This window comes from Corynebacterium sp. KPL2861 (assembly GCF_040225475.1).
Classification (GTDB): domain Bacteria; phylum Actinomycetota; class Actinomycetes; order Mycobacteriales; family Mycobacteriaceae; genus Corynebacterium.
Genome location: NZ_JBEHFW010000023.1, coordinates 1 through 3,520, shown reverse-complemented (window position 1 = coordinate 3,520; position 3,520 = coordinate 1). Strand labels below are relative to the sequence as shown.

At 52.9% G+C, this 3,520-nt stretch carries 3 protein-coding genes and 1 pseudogene; 1 reads left to right on the top strand and 3 read right to left on the bottom strand.

Annotated features, from left to right (window positions below):
• Positions 1 to 110 precede the first annotated feature (110 nt).
• On the bottom strand, positions 111 to 194 hold the full coding sequence (locus ABRP84_RS11330) for a hypothetical protein (RefSeq protein ID WP_502879818.1): 84 nt from the start codon (positions 192 to 194) through the stop codon (positions 111 to 113).
• Between the two features lie 518 nt (positions 195 to 712).
• On the bottom strand, positions 713 to 1,171 hold the full coding sequence (locus ABRP84_RS11200) for a hypothetical protein (protein ID WP_284852638.1): 459 nt from the start codon (positions 1,169 to 1,171) through the stop codon (positions 713 to 715).
• Here ABRP84_RS11200 and ABRP84_RS11195 point away from each other — a divergent pair.
• Positions 1,170 to 2,363: pseudogene (locus ABRP84_RS11195) on the top strand (IS3 family transposase). The gene ABRP84_RS11200 and the pseudogene ABRP84_RS11195 sit on opposite strands and share 2 nt — an antisense overlap.
• Before the next feature lie 16 nt (positions 2,364 to 2,379).
• On the opposite strand, the gene ABRP84_RS11190 reads toward ABRP84_RS11195, so the two are convergent.
• Positions 2,380 to 3,195, bottom strand: coding sequence for a hypothetical protein (locus ABRP84_RS11190; protein WP_349853828.1), 816 nt, complete (start codon positions 3,193 to 3,195; stop codon positions 2,380 to 2,382).
• Between the last annotated feature and the right edge of the window lie 325 nt (positions 3,196 to 3,520).

Sequence of the window (3,520 nt, the reverse complement as noted above, 5' to 3'; positions counted from 1 at the left end):
CGCGATTTCAGGGTTAGCAAGCAGCTTCTTTTCAATCTCATCAATCTTGGCCTTATCAGCCGGATCTCGTCTCGCCACAGTAGTCATTCTGGTCCATCTCCTCATGCGGGTTAGGTTCCCACACACAAACCATTAGACACTCTCCCGCCTGTTCCGCGCTGTCCAATCCCGCTTTCTTGGAGGAAGTGGTTCATCGAGTGGCCTAGTGGAATACGGCAGGCTTCGTCGATGGTCAGGGCCCTCTTTGACCTCTCCTGCGCTGGCTACGGCTCGGGCAATGACATTAGACGCATTCTATGCGAAGAAGGATTTTCAGCAGCGTAAAATTAGAGTGTCTCCAAAAGCGGAGGATTTCCGAAAGAATGCGACAGTACCTTCATCCCTCGCTTTAACTGACCCAAGTGCGCGCCGCTCAAACCTGTATTAATGTCAATTGGCGGTCTCAGAGCAAGAGCTCTTAGGACCGCCAATCTGTGTACTAAAGGGTTTCCCTTTTTTGCTTAAAAAACAGGGAAACCATTGAACCGGTCAAAAGTACCCATGCCGCTGACAGAAGGACTATAGTGACAGTATTTCCACTAGCGATTGCATAGCCTACACTGAAGGTGAAAATAAGCCAGCCGATAAGGGAAAGCCAAAATCCTACGGTTCGTTGTGAGGAATTCTTCAAAAGGATCATCTCTCTCTAGACTATTTCTAATTGCCTAGGCCGTTAACGGCCTTTCGCAGCTTTACCGCAAGTGTAACCTGCATGTCCACTAGCAGCACCGGCAGTTACTACAGCTCCCGCCACGGCTAGCCCTGTTCCCCCACTAAGGATGATTCCTCCCATGGCCAGTGCCGCACCCGTTGCACCCATGGAACCAAAGATGCAATCTCCTACATCCTGATTCACTACTGGAGTCTTTTTCCCTTTGACAAGTGGCGAAGAGTACTTGGCTACAACGGTGTCACCATTTACGTCATAGTCGACATGATTGACAGATCCATCGGAGACAAGGAAAGACTTCTGAAGGGTAGCAGCAACCTTTCCGTCCTGATCATGGACAATTACGGTGCCGTCCGCCTTCTTTTCAGCGACCCCCTTCTCGATAGACGGACCTGACCCCTGTTTGGTGGACACCTGATATCCAGCCCGGTTGGGTTGGAAAGAAAGGTAATCTACCACCATGCCTAGGTACTCCGAACAGTTCAAACGTGATGCTGTGGCCCTCTATGAAAACAATGAGGACCTTTCACTTCACGCGGCTTCAGCAGAGCTAGGAGTCAATCGTTCCTCGCTTTTCTCCTGGCTTCAGCAATACGGCACCGGCAAACGTGCCCGCACGAAGGTCATGCGCGACAAGGCCCAGGCGACGACTGATTCTGAACGAATCCGCCAGCTAGAAAAAGAAGTCTCTAAGCTGCGTGAAGAACGGGATATCCTGCGCAAGGCCGCTAAGTATTTTGCCGAAGAGACACGCTGGTAATCCGCTTCCAGTTTGTCTATGACCACCGAACCGAGTATTCGGTCAAGCGGATGTGCCATGTGTTAAAGCTCAATCGCTCCTCGTTTTATAAATGGGTCAACACCCGCGAAAATCGCAGGTTAAAGATGTGTTCCGATGCCCTTATTGGTGCAAGAATCAAGGCCATCTTCGATGATGAGCACGGGCTTTATGGGGCTAAACGCATCGCTGCAAGCCTCAAGGAAGACCCGGCGTATACCCCGGTCAATCACAAGAAGGTCGCACGCATCATGAAAGCCATGGGACTAAAAGGCTTTAGCAAACGGCGTCGATGCATCACCACTAGGCGTAAGCCTGGTCACCGTGTCATGCCAGATTTAGTAGGCCGTACATTCACCGCTGACGAGCCGAACCGTGCGTATGTCGGCGACATTACCTACCTGCCGTGTAAGGGCGGTAAGAACATGTACCTTGCCACGGTCATTGACACCTATTCACGAAAACTTGCAGGTTATGCACTCGCAGACCACATGCGTGTCTCACTGGTCATCGAGGCTCTAGCCCACGCACACGGTGTGCGTGGCAGTCTTGACGGGGCTATTTTTCATTCCGATCACGGCAGCGTGTACACCTCACAAGCGTTCAGAAACTACTGCTCGTCGCTGGGTGTACGCCAGTCCATGGGAGCGGTAGGAACGAGTGCGGATAGGCGCCCTAGCAGAATCGTTTAACGCTACTTTAAAGCGGGAAGTGATGCGTGATCGGAAAGTCTTTGAGGATCCGATCACCTGCCGACAGGAAGTCTTCCGGTGGTGCATGCGCTACAACACCCGCAGGCGCCACTCTTGGTGCAACCTCGTAGCTCCTGATGTCTTTGAAGCCGAGACTTCAGCTACACTGGCTAAAGTCGCATAGTTAACCCCCGTCGTGTCTACTTTCCGGGGATCAGGCCCGTATGCGTGTTATCCAGGATGAGTTGGATAAGCGCCTCACCGGCACCGCACTGATTATTGTCGGCTTGGGAATCGATGTGGCGGGCGATAATAGCGGCCGTAGCTTTATCACACGTGAGGCTCATGGTGGCGCGGTTGTTATGCACTGACACGTTAAGGGTGGGCTCGACCTTGTCGGTGTCATCGTCTGCCAGATTGTGGGTGTCGATGAAGTCGCGGATAAACCGGCGGATTTCTGCCACTGTGGGTACATGCTGGCACGGTGCTGTCGGGGTGAGAAAGTCTGCCAGGGCGGCATCCACGAGGCCTATGTGGTCGTGGTTGTCGCCTATACGTTCTATTTCCCTGTCGATAACCCTCAGGCGTGGTGTATCCAGGATCCACTGCTCAGAATTCGTGGCTGCCACTAGCGGTAGTTCTTGCATGCGGAAATGTGCCCTGATAATCCCCGACAGGGTGCTGTGGGTTAGGCCTAGGTCTTTAGCCAGGCTGGTCAGTGTCAGATCGACGTCGTCGTCGAGGTCTGGCAACAGTGACTGGTAGAAAAACCAGGAGTTCTTCCGGGCGTGTGCTCCAGCTGCGGCAATAGGATTGCCGGGTGTGTTGGTGGCGTAAAAGACTACCGGTACCTCCCCCTCAGCCTCACCATCAGAGTCGTAATCAGGATCAGTGTTGGTATCAGGATCAGTGTTGGTGTCGTAGTCCAGTGGCTCGCCGGCTTTACGGCTATTCCCCGGCGTGGTGTCGCCTACTGGCTCGTGCCTGGTGGTGGGTGGTGGTGTGTTAGTTGTCATCGTGGTCGTATCCCCCGGGGTGTACTACACCCTTAAAAGTGTCGAATGTGTTTTCGTCTAACAAGGCTAGAGACTACCCACCACACCTGACACTAGGGGGTAAAACCACGACACCTACCACGCATTCCCCCAGCTCGACAGAGAACAACCCACAAATACAAGCGGGGGTAAAACACCAAGTAATCCCCGAAACACCAACCACCCAGAATTATTCGGGGTGGTGGTCTTTCGGGGACTACCAGAATCACTATTTTGTTGTTGTTTGTTGTTTGGTGTCGGCGGTGACTTACTCTCCCACAACCTCCCGGTTGCAGTACCATCAGCG